The organism is Nocardia sp. NPDC023852 (assembly GCF_040639505.1).
In the GTDB taxonomy this organism is placed as follows: Bacteria; Actinomycetota; Actinomycetes; order Mycobacteriales; family Mycobacteriaceae; genus Nocardia.
Window position 1 is genome coordinate 845,861 of record NZ_JBFAAB010000001.1, and the last position, 15,492, is coordinate 861,352.

Annotated in this window: 14 protein-coding genes; all 14 read left to right on the top strand. The window is 65.6% G+C overall.

Features of this window, described 5'->3' with window-relative positions; translation table 11 throughout:
* The first annotated feature begins 286 nt into the window (after nt 1-286).
* Complete coding sequence (gene rplJ, locus AB0H00_RS03930; protein ID WP_357260256.1) at nt 287-820, top strand: 50S ribosomal protein L10; 534 nt, start codon at nt 287-289, stop codon at nt 818-820.
* A gap of 58 nt (nt 821-878) precedes the next feature.
* The gene (gene rplL / locus AB0H00_RS03935; RefSeq protein WP_327110372.1) at nt 879-1,256 is read left to right on the top strand and encodes a 50S ribosomal protein L7/L12; all 378 of its coding nucleotides are present in this window, start codon (nt 879-881) and stop codon (nt 1,254-1,256) included.
* A 247-nt stretch (nt 1,257-1,503) separates the two neighbouring features.
* Nucleotides 1,504-2,580, top strand: a complete 1,077-nt coding sequence (locus AB0H00_RS03940) for an ABC transporter ATP-binding protein (protein ID WP_357260259.1) — start codon at nt 1,504-1,506, stop codon at nt 2,578-2,580.
* 11 nt (nt 2,581-2,591) lie between these two features.
* Nucleotides 2,592-3,386, top strand: coding sequence for an ABC transporter permease (locus AB0H00_RS03945; RefSeq protein ID WP_357260261.1), 795 nt, complete (start codon nt 2,592-2,594; stop codon nt 3,384-3,386).
* A gap of 106 nt (nt 3,387-3,492) precedes the next feature.
* Entirely contained in the window at nt 3,493-4,257 is a 765-nt protein-coding gene (locus tag AB0H00_RS03950) for an ABC transporter permease (RefSeq protein WP_357260478.1), read from the top strand.
* On the top strand, nt 4,254-5,606 hold the full coding sequence (locus AB0H00_RS03955) for an MCE family protein (RefSeq protein WP_357260264.1): 1,353 nt from the start codon (nt 4,254-4,256) through the stop codon (nt 5,604-5,606). Before AB0H00_RS03950 ends, AB0H00_RS03955 begins: the two co-directional genes overlap by 4 nt.
* A complete protein-coding gene (locus AB0H00_RS03960; protein WP_357260267.1) occupies nt 5,603-6,679 on the top strand; it encodes an MCE family protein in 1,077 nt (358 codons plus the stop codon). Before AB0H00_RS03955 ends, AB0H00_RS03960 begins: the two co-directional genes overlap by 4 nt.
* A complete protein-coding gene (locus tag AB0H00_RS03965) occupies nt 6,679-7,689 on the top strand; it encodes an MCE family protein (protein WP_357260270.1) in 1,011 nt (336 codons plus the stop codon). The genes AB0H00_RS03960 and AB0H00_RS03965 overlap by 1 nt, the downstream gene beginning before the upstream one ends.
* Before the next feature lie 64 nt (nt 7,690-7,753).
* Entirely contained in the window at nt 7,754-8,959 is a 1,206-nt protein-coding gene (locus AB0H00_RS03970; protein WP_357260481.1) for an MCE family protein, read from the top strand.
* On the top strand, nt 8,956-10,221 hold the full coding sequence (locus tag AB0H00_RS03975) for an MCE family protein (protein WP_357260272.1): 1,266 nt from the start codon (nt 8,956-8,958) through the stop codon (nt 10,219-10,221). Before AB0H00_RS03970 ends, AB0H00_RS03975 begins: the two co-directional genes overlap by 4 nt.
* Nucleotides 10,218-11,459, top strand: coding sequence for an MCE family protein (locus tag AB0H00_RS03980; protein WP_357260275.1), 1,242 nt, complete (start codon nt 10,218-10,220; stop codon nt 11,457-11,459). Before AB0H00_RS03975 ends, AB0H00_RS03980 begins: the two co-directional genes overlap by 4 nt.
* Nucleotides 11,460-11,488: 29 nt before the next feature.
* A complete protein-coding gene (locus tag AB0H00_RS03985; RefSeq protein WP_357260277.1) occupies nt 11,489-12,292 on the top strand; it encodes a hypothetical protein in 804 nt (267 codons plus the stop codon).
* A gap of 11 nt (nt 12,293-12,303) precedes the next feature.
* Nucleotides 12,304-13,047, top strand: a complete 744-nt coding sequence (locus AB0H00_RS03990) for a hypothetical protein (RefSeq protein ID WP_357260279.1) — start codon at nt 12,304-12,306, stop codon at nt 13,045-13,047.
* 410 nt (nt 13,048-13,457) lie between these two features.
* Nucleotides 13,458-15,492: DNA-directed RNA polymerase subunit beta (locus AB0H00_RS03995; RefSeq protein ID WP_357260281.1), on the top strand; the 2,035-nt coding region annotated here is incomplete at its 3' end.

Below are 15,492 nucleotides of genomic sequence, written 5' to 3' on the forward strand. Positions count from 1 at the left end.
GCACGGCCAGGTACTCTCACTCGTAGTTATCGACGAGTTCGATCGCTACCCAATCCGTTCTACCGAAGACCGTTGGTCGCCGTTCCCACATGGGTTCGGTCGAAGGTCCGGCGACAGTGCCGGCGGCCCACGCAGGGAGAGCCGAGGCTGGGAATTGGTCCGGGCAAACCCGGGATCGGTTTTCTGTTGCGCCCCGGAACGCTCTGCGTTCGGGGCGTTTGTTTTGTCGCCGGCCCCTGATCGGTAGTTCGCGTATACGAACCGACCATCAGAGAGGAGGCGAAGTATGGCAAAACCCGAGAAGGTCACCGCGGTCGAGGAGATCGCGGAGCAGTTCAAGAGCTCGACGGCCACCGTCGTCACGGAATACCGTGGCCTGTCGGTGGGCAAGCTCACCGAGCTGCGGCGCGCGCTCGGCGCCGAAGCCACGTACTCCGTCGCCAAGAACACCCTGGTCAAGCGCGCCGCTGCCGAGGCGGGCGTGGAAGGCCTCGACGACCTGTTCGTCGGACCGACCGCGATCACCTTCATCACGGGTGAGCCGGTCAACGCGGCCAAGGCCCTGAAGACCTTCGCGAAAGACAACAAGGCGCTGGTCATCAAGGGCGGTTACATGGACGGCGCGCCGCTGTCCGTGTCCGAGGTCGAGCGCATCGCCGATCTGGAAAGCCGCGAGGTGCTGCTGGCCAAGTTGGCCGGCGCGCTGAAGGGCAACCTCGCGAAGGCTGCCGGTCTGTTCAACGCTCCCGCCTCGCAGGTGGCCCGCCTGGCCGCCGCGCTGCAGGAGAAGAAGCAGGCCGAAGGCGAAGCCGCCGAGTAACTCCCGGTGCGGCACGATTCGCCCCGCATAGACATCAACTACCGAAAGGAAAACAACAATGGCCAACGTTGACGAACTGCTCGAGACCTTCGGCAACATGACCCTGCTCGAGCTGTCGGACTTCGTGAAGAAGTTCGAAGAGAAGTTCGAGGTCACCGCGGCTGCCCCGGTCGCCGTCGCCGCCGTCGGTGCCGCAGCGCCGGCTGAGGCCGTCGAGGAGCAGGACGAGTTCGACGTCGTCCTCGAGGGTGCCGGCGACAAGAAGATCCAGGTCATCAAGGTGGTCCGCGAGATCGTCTCCGGCCTGGGCCTGAAGGAAGCCAAGGACCTGGTCGAGAGCGCCCCGAAGTCGATTCTGGAGAAGGTCGCCAAGGACGCCGCCGAGGCCGCCAAGGCGAAGCTGGAAGAGGCCGGCGCCAAGGTCTCGGTCAAGTAATTCCGACCGAAATACGCCGAACGGGCGGTTCCTCCATTGCGGAGGGGCCGCCCGTTCGGCTCTTTTCGGCAACGTGGGCGCAATTGCGAATATCGCGAGCTTTGGGCGGTTACTCTTCGGTCAGGTCAGGGTGTGCCTCATCTTGCTCATGGGATACAGTGACCGCACCCGCTGTGACGTGACGCACCGCGATGACTGAGCGCGCGGTTCGCCGGTGGGCTGCTCGCTGAGAATTGTGGAGGTTGGCGTGGGCGTCGAGGTCAGGACCGAAAGTGTTACCAAATCCTTTGGTTCCCAGCGCATTTGGCAGGACGTTTCGCTGACGTTGCCATCCGGCGAGGTCAGCGCTCTGCTGGGCCCGTCGGGTACCGGTAAGTCCGTGTTCCTGAAGTCGCTGATCGGTCTGCTTCGTCCGGAGCGCGGTTCGATCTACATCGACGGCACCGACATCACGACCTGCTCCAACAAGGAGCTCTACGAGATCCGCAAGCTGTTCGGTGTGCTGTTCCAGGACGGTGCGCTGTTCGGGTCGATGAATCTGTTCGACAACGTGGCCTTCCCGCTTCGTGAGCACACGAAGAAAGGGGAGGACGAGATCCGCAAGATCGTGATGGAGAAGCTGGAGCTGACCGGTCTGCTCGGTGCCGAGGGCAAGCTGCCCGGCGAGATCTCCGGCGGTATGCGCAAACGCGCTGGTCTGGCCCGCGCGCTGGTGCTGGATCCCCAGATCATCCTGGTCGACGAGCCCGACTCGGGTCTGGACCCGGTCCGCACCTCGTACTTGAGCCAGCTCCTGATCGATATCAACGCACAGATCGACGCCACGATCCTGATCGTCACGCACAACATCAACCTGGCCCGTACCGTGCCGGACAACATCGGCATGCTTTTCCGCCGCCAGCTGGTCATGTTCGGACCACGCGAGGTGCTGCTCACCTCGGAAGAGCCGGTGGTCAAGCAGTTTCTCAACGGCCGCATGATCGGTCCCATCGGTATGTCCGAGGAAAAGGACGAGGCGCAGATGGCGCGCGAGCAGGCACTCGTGGACGCCGGTCATCACCATGGTGGCGCCGAGGAGGTCGAGGGGATCATCCCGCAGATGCGCGCGACACCCGGTATGCCGGTGCGGCAGGGGGTGCTGCGGCGTAAGGAGCGTGTCCGCGGGATCATGCACACGTTGCCACACGCCGCCCAGGTCGCGATTCGCGAGTCACTTGCGGAGAACGACGATACGCAGGTGATGGCGTACAACAGCGGCGACCTGGCCAATTATCAAGGCAGCGCATTCGACGCTACCGTGCGACACAACACAACTAACGGGTAACATCTGCGATCGTGACTTCCTCCCTGGCGCGGTTGCGGACTCCACTGCAGTCGGGGTTTGCCCAGGCAGGAAACATTTTCGCGCTGTTCATCGACGTCCTGCGCAAGACGTTCCGTCGTCCATTCGAATGGCGGGAGTTCATCGAGCAGTCGTGGTTCATCGCGAGTGTCTCGATCCTTCCCAGCGCCCTGGTCGCGATCCCGTTCGGCGCGGTCGTCGCACTGCAGACCGGTTCACTGATCAAGCAGCTGGGTGCCGAGTCGTTCACCGGAGCAACCAGTGTGCTTGCCACCGTTCAACAGGCGGCACCGGTCGTCACCGCGCTGATCATCGCGGGCGCGGCCGGGTCCGCGGTGGCCGCCGACCTCGGCTCGCGCACCATCCGCGAGGAGATCGACGCGCTGGAGGTGCTCGGTGTCGACCCGGTGCGGAAGCTGGTCGTACCACGTGTGATCGGCATGATGCTGGTGGCGCTGCTACTCAACGGCCTGGTGTCCGTGGTCGGTATCGCGGGCGGCTACTTCTTCAACGTGCTGCTGCAGGGCGGAACGCCGGGTGCCTACCTGGCCTCGTTCTCGGCGCTTGCTCAGCTGCCGGACCTGTGGATCGGTGAGATCAAGGCCGCCGTGTTCGGTCTGATCGCCGGCGTGATCGCCGCATACAAGGGGTTGCATCCCAAAGGGGGTCCGAAAGGAGTCGGTGACGCGGTGAACCAATCCGTGGTGATCACATTCATGGTTCTGTTCTTCGTGAATCTCATCCTGACCCTGGTGTACCTGCAAGTCGTCCCGGCAAAGGGCGCCTGATCCGATGGCCGGCCCGTATCGAACCCCGGTCTTCGCCAAGTCGCTGCGCCGGGCGGGAGACTTCGTCCGCTCACCACTGAACGTCATCGATCGGGCGGGCGATCAGATGTCGTTCTACTCGCGCGCCATCGTCTGGATCCCGCGCACCGCCGTGCACTACCGCAAGGAGGTCATGCGGCTGCTCGCCGAGGTCACTTTCGGCACCGGCGCGCTCGCGGTGATCGGCGGCACCATCGGCGTCATCGTGTTCATGTCCGGTTCGGTCGGCGTCGTGGTCGGCCTGCAGGGCTTCAAGGCCCTCGACGCGCTCGGCAGCTCAGCGCTCACCGGCTTTCTCACCGCCTACATCAACACCCGCGAGATCGCGCCGCTGGTCGCGGCGCTCGCACTCTCGGCGACGGTCGGATGTGGTTTCACCGCGCAGCTGGGTGCCATGCGCATCTCCGAGGAGATCGATGCACTCGAGGTGATGGCGGTACCCGGCGTGCCGTTCCTGGTCACCACTCGCGTGATCGCCGGATTCGTTGCGGTGATCCCGCTGTACGTCGTCGGACTGCTCGGCACGTTCCTGGCGTCCCGAATGGTCAGCATCTGGTTCAACGGCCAATCCAGCGGATCCTATGACCACTACTTCAGCCTGTTCCTGCCGCCCGAGGATGTGCTCTATTCCTTCCTCAAGGTGCTGGTCTTCGCCTTCGTGATCATCTTGGTGCACTGCTACTACGGCTTCCATGCCACCGGCGGCCCCGCGGGCGTCGGCGTCGCGGTGGGTCGCGCGGTCCGCGCCGCCATCGTGCTGGTGAACGTGCTCGACTTCTTTCTCAGCCTCGCGATCTGGGGAACCACGACCACGGTGCGAGTGGCCGGATGAGCCGGGGGGTGCAGGCCTGGCGCTCCACCGAGACACTGCGCATTCGTGTGCTGGGCATCACGTTCTTCCTTGTGGTCGGCCTGTTCTTGTGGACGACCATCGCGGTTTACAACAAGCAATTCGTCAAGACCGTGAACGTCGACCTGGTGACTGACAGCGTCGGCAACGCGCTGACCCGGAACGCGGACGTGAAGGTACGCGGCATCAGCGTCGGAGAGGTGCGCTCCAGCCGTTCCGAGGGCGGGAAGGTGACGCTGAATCTGGCCATCGATCCGGACAAGGCGCAACAGATTCCGGCCGATGCGACCGCGCGGTTGCTACCCAAGACGCTGTTCGGCGAGCGCTACGTGGACCTGGTCATTCCGGAGGACCGAAGCGCACAGCACCTGACCAATGGTGTGACGCTGCACCAGGATGTCAGTGGCAACGCAATCGAGCTGAGCAAGCTGCTCGACGATCTGCTCCCGCTGCTGCAAGCCATTCCGCCGGAGGACCTCGCCGCCACCCTGGGCGCGCTGTCCCAGGCGCTGGCCGGTCGAGGTTTCGTGCTCGGCGAGAGCGTGGACAAGCTGGACAACATCTTCCGCCAGGTCAACGGCGTGCTGCCGGACCTGCAGGAGGACCTGCGCAGCTTCGCCCAGGTAGCCGCTACCTACTCGGACGCGGCACCGCAGCTGATCGAGGCGCTGGACAACCTGAGAACCACCAACGCGACGATCGTGCAGCGGCGCACCGACATCGACGCGCTCTACGCCACGTTGACGCCGACCTCGTCGAGCACCGCCGACTTCCTGACCGCCAACCGCGACAACATCATCGACTTGGCCGCAGACTCCCGGCCCGCGCTGGAACTGTTGGCCTATTATTCGCCGAACTATGCCTGCTCGCTGGCGAACTTCGCGAAGATGAAGCCGCGCATCGACGATGTCTTCGGCAAGGGCACCGACCGGCCCGGCTCCAGAGTGAGCATCGAGCTGACCAATACCCGCGGCAAATACCTGCCCAACCAGGACGAGCCGCGCTGGCTGGACCCCCGCGGCCCGTGGTGCATCCCCGAGCTGCCCACTGGCCTCGACCCCGGCCAGTACACGGGAGGACCGAACAACGACGGCTCCTACGCGGTGCCCAGCCGTAACCCGGGTGACCAGGAAAGCGGCAAGCTGCAGCCGCCGCAGTTCGGCGTCTACCCAGGGAGCAAGGTGCCGACGACAGCCGGCTCGCCGATGGAGCAGCAGTCGCTCGGCGCGATCTACGGTGCGGCCAACGGGGTCGCGCCAGATCAGGTGCCGGGCTGGGTAACCAGGGCCGGTGCGCCCGCGTTCCGCGGAAGCGAGGTGAGTATTCGATGAAGCAGAAGTTGCGCGGCCTGGGTGGGCCGCTGACCAAGCTGATCGTCTTCATCGCCGTGACCCTGTTCGCGACCACGATGCTCGGTTTGTCCATCGCCAACTACAGCGGCGGCGGAACGGGTTTCAAAGCTCGGTTCACCGACGTCACCTCGCTCAATGCCGGTGACGAGGTGCGGATCGCCGGCGTGCGGGTCGGCAAGGTCACCGACGTCTCGATCGTGGACAAGCGCTTGGCCGAGGTGAAGTTCGATCTCACCGACCGGAGTTGGCTGCCCGCCACGACCACGGCCACTATCAAGTACCGCAACCTGGTCGGCCAGCGCTACATCGCACTGGAGCAGGGCACCGGTGAGCAGGGCCGCAAGCTGAACAAAGGCGGGACCATCCCGTTGGAGCGCACCAGGCCCGCGCTGAACCTCACCACGCTGTTCAACGGTTTCCGCCCACTGTTCCGCACGCTGACCGCCGACGACGTGAACAAGCTGTCCTTCGAGATCATCCAGGTCTTCCAGGGCGAGCAGGGCACGATCCACGACCTGGTCGCGACCACCGCGAACCTGACCAACAAGATCGCGGACAAGGATGCGGTAATCGGCGAGCTGACCCGCAACCTGACCGCCGTGCTGGACACCGTCAACAAGCGCGACGACCAGTTCGACCAGCTGATCGTGAACACCGAGGCGCTGATCAGCGGCCTCGCCGCGGAACGCGACACGATCGGACGCTCGGTGACTTCGCTCGCGAACCTGACCTCGGCCACCGCCGACCTGCTCGTGCCGGTCCGGCCGACGCTACAGGGCTCGATCGCCGGGCTGAGCCAGCTGACCGGCACGCTCGACGACCGCGGCGCCGAGGTGAACGAAGCGCTGCGGAATCTGCCGCTCAAGATGGAGAAGCTGGGCCGCGCCGCGAGCTACGGCTCTTGGTTCCAGTTCTATCTGTGCGGCATCGACATCGTCGTCGGGCCGGGCGCGGTCGACGCGCCGCAGCTCAACCTGCCTGCCGGTCTGCCGACGATCAATCAGCCGCTGTACACCAACGCCGCGCCGCGCTGCCATGGGGAGGCTCGCTGATGGACGACCGCATCCTGCTCGGCAAGCGCAGCCCCGCGTTCATGGGTGTGCTCGGCCTTGCCATCGTGCTCCTGGTGACGGTGTCGGCGTTCTTCTTCGACCGACTGCCGATCATCGGCGCGGGCACCAAGTACACCGCCGAATTCAGCGAGGCGGCGGGCATCAAGAAGGGCAACGAGGTCCGCATCGCGGGCGTCAAGGTCGGCTCGGTCTCCGATGTCCGGCTCGCCGGTGACCGGGTGCTCGTGGACTTCCGCACTCAGGACACCTGGATCGGTAATGAGACCACCGCGTCCATCCAGATCAAGACCCTGCTGGGGCAGAAGTACCTGGCGCTGGATCCGAGAGGCTCCGGGCCCGCCGATCCGAACAAGCCGATCCCGTTGTCGCGCACGGTATCCCCATATGACGTGGTGGACGCGTTCACCGACGCGGCGAGGAACATCGACCAGATCGACACCGCGCAGCTGGCCACCAGCATGCGGGTGCTGTCCGACGCGTTCGACACCACGCCGCCGGAGATCCGCGGCTCGATCGACGGCGTCGCCCGGTTGTCGGAGACGCTGGCCAAGCGCGACCAGGAGCTGAAGAAGCTGTTCGCCGCGACCAGACAGACCACCCAGGTGCTCGCCGACCGCAATGCCGAGTTCGAGCGTCTGCTCGCCTCAGGCGGTCAACTGCTCGCCGAGCTGAATATCCGGCAGCAGTCCATCGCGCAGCTGCTGTCCGGCGCCAGGGTCGTCTCGGCGGAGCTGAGCGCGCTGGTGCACGACAACGAAGAGCAGATCGGTCCCGCACTGAAGAACCTGCGCGCCTCCATCGACTTGCTCAACGACAACCAGCAGAACATTTCCAAGACCTTGGAACTCGCGGCGCCCTTCTACGGTCTCTACGCCAGCGTGCTCGGTACCGGCCGCTGGTTCGACGCGGTGATCGTCAACCTGGTGCCGCCAGCGCTGCCGGAGATCCCCGGCGACCGTCCGCCGGTCCGCACCCTGGGAGGCAACTGACGTGGCGGGCAACTGGAGTAACGATCCCGTCGGCGCGGTCAAGCATTCCAGCCGCGGCGCCAAGGTGGGCATCGCACTGGTAGTGGTCATTGCGGTGCTGGTGGCGGGCGTGCTGTGGTGGCTGTTCGACCGGCTCACCACCACCAAGATCACCGCCTACTTCGATCGTTCGGTCGGCATCTACGAGGGCTCGGACGTGCGCATTCTCGGTGTGCCCGTGGGTTCGGTCGACTCGGTGGAACCGCAGGGCGATCAGGTCAAGATCGTCATGAGTGTGGACCGCGACTTCGACGTGCCCGCAGGTGCGCGGGCCGCGCAGATCACGCCCTCGATCGTGTCGGACCGCTACATCCAGCTGACCCCGGTCTACACGGGGGGGCCGAAGATGGACCGGAACGCGACCATCCCGCGCGACCGCACGGTCACGCCGGTCGAGGTCGACCAGCTGTACAAGAGCATCACCGAGCTGTCGGATGCGTTGGGCCCCCACGGTGCCAACGCCGACGGTGCGGTGAATGAACTGGTGCGCACCGGCGCGGCGAACCTCGCAGGCAACGGCGAAGCGCTGGCCAACAGCCTCACCCAGTTGTCCCGTGCGGCGCGGTACCTGTCCGACGCGCGCGGGGACATCTTCGACACGGTCAAGAACCTGCAGTCCTTCGTCACCATGCTGGCCCAGAACGACCAGCAGGTGCGGCAGTTCAACGTCCAGCTCGCCGACCTGTCGACATTCTTGGCCGACGAACGCGAAAACCTCGGCGCCGCGCTGCACCTGTTGTCGATCGCGCTCGGCGACGTGGCCAGATTCATCGACGACAACCGGGACCTGGTGGCCAGCAACGCCGAAGGACTGACCACGCTGACCAAGACGCTGGCCGATCAGCGCAACGACGTGGCCGCCTTGCTGCCGGTGCTGCCGCTGGCGCTGAGCAACCTGATCAATGTGCACAACGCGGAATCGGGCACCCTCGACATGCGCGCCAACTTCACCGATCTGCAGGACCCGTTCGGTGCGATATGCAAGATGCTCGACCTTTCCAAGTTGATGCCGGGCGATCCGAAGTTCGAGGCGCTCGGCAGGCAGATGCGGCCGATCCTGGACCACTGCAAGGCGATCACCGACCAGATCACCGCCGGGGTGAAGACTCCCACGCTGATCCTGCCGTTCGGCATCCTCAGCGGCGAGAACCAGCAGCGTGACCCGGTGCCCGGCACGGTGCCCGGCACGCCGTCGGATCGGCTTCCGCCGTCGCAGGGAGGCATCCGATGAACACCCGAATCCGTTCCGCCGCTCGCGGCGTCGGCGCCGCGCTGGCGGTCGGCCTGTCCGCCGCGCTGGTCACCTCGTGCGCCGCCGACGGCATCTACAGCATCCCGCTGCCCGGCGGCGCCGACGTCGGTGACCATCCGATCCACATAGACATCCAGTTCGACGACGTGCTCGACCTGGTGCCGCAGTCCGCGGTCAAGGTCGAAGGTGTGCCGGTCGGCCGGGTCGAGGAGATCACCATCGGCAAGGACCAGTGGACCGCCGTTGTGCGCACCGTGGTGAACGCGTCGGTGGACCTGCCCGCGAACGCGCGCGCCGAGGTCCGGCAGTCCAACCTGCTCGGCGAGAAGTTCATCGAGCTGTCCGAGCCCGCCGCGGACCCGGATCCGAAGAAGCTCGGCAACGGCTCGGTGATCCCGGTCGACCACACCCGGCACGCCACCGAGATCGAGCAGGTGCTCGGCGCGCTGTCGTTGCTGCTCAACGGTGGCGGTGTCGCGCAACTGCAGCCGATCGTCACCGAGCTGAACAAGACCCTCGGCGGCCGGGAGGGCCGGGTGCGCTCGCTGATCGAGCAGGCGAACATCCTCATCGACGGCCTGAACAAGCAGGTCGACGACATCACGAGGGCACTGGACGGTCTCGATCTGCTCAGCAGCAGGGTCGGCGGGCAGACCGCGCAAATCGGCAAGATTCTCGACGAGCTGCCCCGCGGCATCAAGATCCTGGAGGAGCAGCGTCCACAGCTGGTCGGATTGCTCGCTCAGCTGGACCGGCTCGGAGAGGTCGGCTTCGACGTGCTGAACACCTCGAAGGACGACCTGATTCGCGACCTCAGCTCGCTGCGGCCGACGCTGCAGGAACTCGGCCGTTCGGCTCCGGATCTGGTGACCGCGTTGCCGCTGGTGCCGACCTACCCGTTCCCCGACTCCTCACTGGAGGCCACCTTCGGCGGACAGGTCAACACCTGGCTGTCGGTGGATCAGCAGATCGGCGTCACGCTGAGCAATCTCGGTGTAGGCAAACCGGATCCGGTGTATATCCCGCCGGTCGGTCCCCCGGTGCCGGTGAACCCGACCAACCCGTACTACAACGGCAACGGCCCGCGACCGGGCTGGCCGACGGTGTCGATCCTGCCACTGCCGCCGAACATGGCGCAGCCGCCCGCACCCGGAGTACCGCCCAACCCCGTCGGGGCGATCCTCGAGCAACTCGGGGTCGGCGGGGGGATCGGACAGGGAACGGAGGGTGGTCCCCGATGACACGTCTGGTCCGGTGGCAGCTGATCGCGTTCGCGGTCGTCGCGGTGGTCGGCGTGGTGTTCGTCGGCGGGAAGTACATCCGGCTCGATCACATGCTCGGTTTCGGTGAGTACACGGTGCAGGTGCGGGCGGCGCAGACCGGTGGCATCTACAAGGGCGCCGAGGTGACCTACCGCGGCGTCCCGGTCGGCCGGGTCGGTGAACTAGAGCTCACCGACGATGGCGTGGTGATGAATCTCGTTATCGACACGAGCTCGCCGAAGATCCCCGACTCGGCGAAAGCCGTAGTGGCCAATCGGTCCGCGATCGGTGAGCAGTACGTCGACCTGCAACCCGACTCCAATGCGGGCCCGTACCTGCGGGACAACTCGGTGATCGCCTCGGCGACGACTCCCGTGCCGGTCGAGCAGCTGGTCGCCAGCGTGGACGGGTTCACTCGTTCGGTGGACCTGAACGCACTCAACACCACCGTCCGCGAACTGGGCACGGCGTTCGACGGCAAGGGCGGCGATCTGCAAGTGCTGATCGAGTCGCTCAACACGTTCACCGAGACGTTCAACGAGACCCTGCCGCAGACGATCCAGCTGATCCGGGACGGCAGGATCGCGCTGGGCACCCAGGCCGAGCAGTCCGATGCCATCCGCCAGTTCAGCGATGGTCTGGACAAGCTCACCGCCCAGCTTCGCTCCAGCGACCCTGACGTGCGCAGGCTGATCGGCACCGGAGCCGACGCGGGCGAGCAGATCGGCGCGCTGATCGATGAGAGCGGCGGCACGCTCACCGAGGACCTGGCCAACCTGCGGCTGCTGCTGCAGACCATCTCACCGAAGTTCTATGCGCTGCGGCCGTTGCTGCAGATGCTTCCGCAACTGTCCATCGGTGCTTCCTCTACCGCGCCCGGCGATGGCACCAGCCACTTCGGTTTGGTGCTGGAGACCAACAACCCGCCCGCCTGTACCGTGGGCTACGAGGGTACGCAGCGGATTCTCGAGCAGATGAAGGCACAGAACCCGGATTTCGACGACACACGCGACGAATTTCCGTTCAACAAGGACGCGAAATGTCTTGTGCCGTTCGGTAACCCCACTGCCGTCCGCGGTGGCGAGCGAGCCACGCTCGCCGACCCGAGCATTGTGCAGCCGTGGGACTCCAACCCCAAAACCGATCCGGAGAAGCTGAACCTGAATCCGATCGCCGTGCAGATGGCCACCCTGCTGGGGGTCACGCCGAAACGGTGACCAGGACCGACGACGTTAGGGTGTCTCGCGTGAGTGAGCGTAGCGAGCGAACAACAGGCGCGACCGCGGATCTATCCGAGCAGGCCGATTCGGCGGAGCCGGAAGCGCCGGAAGTCGTGGTGCCGTCCGCGGATGCGACCGCCGCCACCGCGGGCGTGGCTGCGGATTCGCCGGTCGAGGAAGTCTCCGACGGAGAAAAGATCACTTCCGGCGCGTCGGAAAGTGTGTCGAAGCGCTCCGTCGGCTCGGCGGCGCTCGGTAGGTTCGCGCTCGTCGGCTCGGCCGTGCTCCTGGTGGTCGCCCTGATCGCTGCCGCCTGGTTCGGCACGGGCTGGGTGCGCGCCGCGTTGACCGACGGCCCGCGCGCCGACGCCCGCGACACCGCGCTGGACGCTGCCCGTCAGGCCGCGCTGAACATGACTTCGATGAACCTCGACGATGTGCCGGGCTCGCTCGCACTGGCCAGATCCTCGATGACCGGCGCGTTGCTCGACTCGGCCACGAAGAACAAGGACCAGGCCGAGAAGCTGGCCCGGCAAACCGGTGTCGGGATGTCGTCGAAGGTGCTCGGCGCCGCACTCACCACGCTCAACAGCGAGCAGGACAAGGCATCGGCGCTGGTCGTGCTGCAGGTGACGGAGACAGGCAAGGACAAGCCGCCCGCGGCGTACCGCTACACCTGGAGTGTCGACGTGGCCGAGACGGGCGATACCTGGAAGGCCGAGCAGATCTCCTCGCTCAGCCAGCCGGTGCTGTTGAACGGTGGGCCCGGCCAGCAGTCGCCCGCGCCGCCCGCGGACCAGCCGCCCGCCGCGCCGAAGCCGGGATCATAGGAGGACAACCCATGACGTCTCGCCGACCGGTCAATCGGGTCACCTCCAAGCGCCGCCCCGGCGCCGAACACCAGTCGCGTGCCGCCACCGCACGTACCGAGCGCCCTGCGCCCAGCGGTAGGACGCGACCGGCGGGCGCTTCCCGCACCACTATCGCGCGCGGGAAGTCGGGTGCCGAACAACGCCCGGAGCGGGGTGGCGCGCCGTCGCGGTTCCGCAAGGTCGTCGTGCCGACAGCCGCTCCATCGCCGGGCAGCGGTCCGGGACGCGCGCACTGGGCCCTCGTCACGGGGTTGTTGATCGCCGCCGTGTTGCTCGGCGCCTTCGCGGTGGTCGCCGCGAAGCGGCCCGGCGTGGACACCTCGAACCAGGCGTTCGTGAACAACGAGGCCACCCAGGAGGTGCGGGCGGCCGCCGACCACGCGTTGCGGACGGTTTACGCCTATGACGTCAAGAACATCGACGGTTACCGCGGCATGGCCGCACAGGTGCTCACCGGAAAGATGCTGGCGGACCTGGACAAGTACGCCGGCACCACAATCTCGGCGGTCAAGCAGGCGCAGACCAGCGCCGACGCCAAGGCGGATCCGATTGCGGTGTCGTTGCTCACAGAAGACCGGGCGGAGCTGCTGGTCAACCTGGTGGTGAGCGCCACCAAGGATGGCGTCGCTCAGCAGAGCGTCGCGGGCCCGGTCGTCCTGCACATGCAGAAGGTGAACGGTCGTTGGCTGGCCAGCGACATCGTCGACCAGTGAGCGCCAGGGCAATACCCCGGGATACCGCAGCGCGCCAGGCGATCTCGCAGGCGGCTCGGCCGGTCCCGCCACTTGACGAGCTTCGCCCGACCCGTCACGCTATTCACAACAGCGGCAGCTGTCACGGTGGCTTCAGCGCACCGCGGGCTCAGGACGCAGCCAGCGAATTCGGCCCGGCGCGCCAGCCACTCGGACGTTCGCACGGGTGGTACTTTGACACCTCCGTGTAGATGGGTGTAGGTTTGGACGTTGCGCTGGCTGCCTCCTGTCCATACCTCGATTTGCACACGTAAGTTCCACCCTTCCGGTGTTGCTTCCGTTGGTGCCTGTTCGAGTTTCGTTCGGGTTGTAACCAGCGGAATTCGTAGCAGACAAGCGACGGTCGCGGACCACCACGCGACGCGCGTGAGGTGCTGGAAGGACGCATCTTGGCAGTCTCCACCCAGACCAAGGCAGTTGCCGGAATCCCCGGAGCCCCGTTGCGGGTGTCTTTCGCGAAGATCCGTGAACCCTTGGAGGTGCCCGGACTTCTCGATCTACAAACGGAATCATTCGCCTGGTTGATCGGTTCGCCGGATTGGCGCGAGCGTGCCGCCGCTCGCGGTGACGTCGGCCTAGTCGGCGGACTCGAGGAGGTGCTCGAGGAGCTTTCTCCGATCGAGGACTTCTCAGGCTCTATGTCCCTGTCCTTCTCCGACCCACGCTTCGAAGAGGTCAAAGCCTCGATCGATGAGTGCAAAGACAAGGACATGACCTACGCGGCGCCGCTGTTCGTCACCGCGGAGTTCATCAACAACAACACCGGTGAGATCAAGAGCCAGACGGTCTTCATGGGAGATTTCCCGATGATGACCGACAAGGGCACGTTCATCATCAACGGCACCGAGCGCGTCGTCGTCTCACAGCTGGTGCGCTCGCCGGGTGTCTACTTCGACCACTCTGTCGACAAGGGCACGGAGAAGGACCTGCACAGCGTGCGCGTCATCCCGAGCCGCGGCGCGTGGCTGGAGTTCGACGTCGACAAGCGCGACACCGTGGGTGTACGCATCGACCGCAAGCGCCGCCAGCCGGTCACCGTGCTGCTGAAGGCGCTCGGCTGGAGCACCGAGGAGATCGCCGAACGTTTCGGCTTCTCCGAGATCATGATGTCGACCCTGGAGAAGGACAACACCGCCGGTCAGGACGAGGCGCTGCTGGACATCTACCGCAAGCTGCGTCCGGGCGAGCCGCCGACCAAGGAGTCCGCGCAAACTCTGCTGGAGAACCTGTTCTTCAAGGAGAAGCGCTACGACTTGGCGCGCGTCGGTCGCTACAAGATCAACAAGAAGCTCGGCATCCACCTCGGTGAGCAGGTCATCGGCTCGGTGCTGACCAAGGAAGACATCGTCACCACGATCGAGTACCTGGTGCGCCTGCACTCGGGTGACCGTGCCATGACCGCCCCCGGCGGTCGGGAGGTACCGGTCGAGGTCGACGACATCGACCATTTCGGCAACCGTCGCCTGCGCACCGTCGGTGAGTTGATTCAGAACCAGATCCGGGTCGGCCTGTCCCGCATGGAGCGCGTGGTCCGCGAGCGGATGACCACTCAGGACGTCGAGGCGATCACGCCGCAGACCCTGATCAACATTCGCCCGGTCGTCGCCGCGATCAAGGAGTTCTTCGGAACCTCGCAGCTGTCGCAGTTCATGGACCAGAACAACCCACTGTCGGGTCTGACCCACAAGCGCCGCCTGTCGGCGCTGGGCCCGGGTGGTCTGTCCCGTGAGCGCGCCGGTCTGGAAGTCCGTGACGTCCACCCGTCGCACTACGGCCGTATGTGCCCGATCGAGACCCCGGAAGGCCCGAACATCGGGCTGATCGGTTCGCTGTCGGTGTACGCGCGGGTCAACCCGTTCGGCTTCATCGAGACCCCGTACCGCAAGGTCGTCGACGGCCGGGTGACCGATGAGGTCCGCTACCTGACCGCCGACGAGGAGGACCGGCACGTCCGCGCCCAGGCCAACTCGCCGGTCGACGCGGAGGGCCACTTCCTCGAGGATCGCGTGCTGTGCCGCCGAGGCAATGAGGAGAACGAGCTCGTCGCGGCATCCGAGGTCGACTATATGGATGTGTCGCCGCGTCAGATGGTGTCGGTGGCGACGGCGATGATTCCGTTTCTCGAGCATGACGATGCCAACCGTGCTCTGATGGGTGCGAATATGCAGCGTCAGGCTGTTCCGCTGATCCGTTCCGAGGCGCCGATTGTGGGCACGGGTATGGAGTTGCGTGCTGCGGTGGACGCGGGTGATGTCGTGGTGAACGAGAAGGCTGGTGTGGTGGAGGAGGTTTCCGCCGACTATGTCACCGTGATGGCCGATGACGGTACTCGTAAGTCTTATCGGATGCGGAAGTTCAACCGCTCCAACCAGGGCACCTGTTCCAACCAGCGTCCGATCGTGGACG

What these genes read in the sequence shown, in the direction of transcription:
- rplJ (WP_357260256.1), top strand. Translation starts at nt 287, where the DNA reads ATGGCAAAACCCGAGAAGGTCACCGCGGTCGAGGAGATCGCGGAGCAG.
- rplL (WP_327110372.1), top strand. Translation starts at nt 879, where the DNA reads ATGGCCAACGTTGACGAACTGCTCGAGACCTTCGGCAACATGACCCTG.
- AB0H00_RS03950 (WP_357260478.1), top strand. Translation starts at nt 3,493, where the DNA reads ATGTCGTTCTACTCGCGCGCCATCGTCTGGATCCCGCGCACCGCCGTG.
- AB0H00_RS03955 (WP_357260264.1), top strand. Translation starts at nt 4,254, where the DNA reads ATGAGCCGGGGGGTGCAGGCCTGGCGCTCCACCGAGACACTGCGCATT.
- AB0H00_RS03960 (WP_357260267.1), top strand. Translation starts at nt 5,603, where the DNA reads ATGAAGCAGAAGTTGCGCGGCCTGGGTGGGCCGCTGACCAAGCTGATC.
- AB0H00_RS03965 (WP_357260270.1), top strand. Translation starts at nt 6,679, where the DNA reads ATGGACGACCGCATCCTGCTCGGCAAGCGCAGCCCCGCGTTCATGGGT.
- AB0H00_RS03975 (WP_357260272.1), top strand. Translation starts at nt 8,956, where the DNA reads ATGAACACCCGAATCCGTTCCGCCGCTCGCGGCGTCGGCGCCGCGCTG.
- AB0H00_RS03980 (WP_357260275.1), top strand. Translation starts at nt 10,218, where the DNA reads ATGACACGTCTGGTCCGGTGGCAGCTGATCGCGTTCGCGGTCGTCGCG.
- AB0H00_RS03990 (WP_357260279.1), top strand. Translation starts at nt 12,304, where the DNA reads ATGACGTCTCGCCGACCGGTCAATCGGGTCACCTCCAAGCGCCGCCCC.